The 398-nt window shown below is 62.8% G+C and carries 1 protein-coding gene; it reads right to left on the bottom strand.

Annotated elements, in window-relative coordinates; all coding sequences use genetic code 11:
• On the bottom strand, positions 1-310 hold a 310-nt coding region (locus P0D80_RS51360), incomplete at its 3' end, for a hypothetical protein (RefSeq protein ID WP_408296683.1).
• Between the last annotated feature and the right edge of the window lie 88 nt (positions 311-398).

The raw sequence follows: 398 nt of genomic DNA, 5'->3' as shown, positions 1-398 counted from the left end.
TGTGTGGCTGAAGCGGCCCGAGTCCGAGCAGTGTCAGCCAGTGAGGATGCGCCTGACCGGTCATCACTTCACGCGGCGTTTTGCCCACGCGTTCGGGGCGACGGCTACGTGCGATGCACCGGTGGTTGAAGTAAAAGCGCAGCAGATCCAGCCAGGCATTGCCGCCGTTCAGATGGCGTCGCAATGTCAGACGGGTGCGCAAACGCGAGTTGAAGTTTTCGACCAGCGAGCTGCTGCGCGGGGTGCTGCGCATCGCCCGTTCGATAGCGTTGCACACGGCGTAGAACGGGCGGCCGATGGCCTGATACAACTGGTTTCTGGTCCGCCAGAATGCGCTGGAGGTAGTGGGCTTGCGATAAAGCAGGCATGTTGCGCGAACCAGATGCCCGGGGACGGCC

Origin of the sequence: Paraburkholderia sp. RL17-373-BIF-A, assembly GCF_046030175.1 — a bacterium.
Classification (GTDB): domain Bacteria; phylum Pseudomonadota; class Gammaproteobacteria; order Burkholderiales; family Burkholderiaceae; genus Paraburkholderia.
Note: the sequence above shows the minus strand (reverse complement) of the source record. Positions and strands in the feature narration are given on the sequence as shown.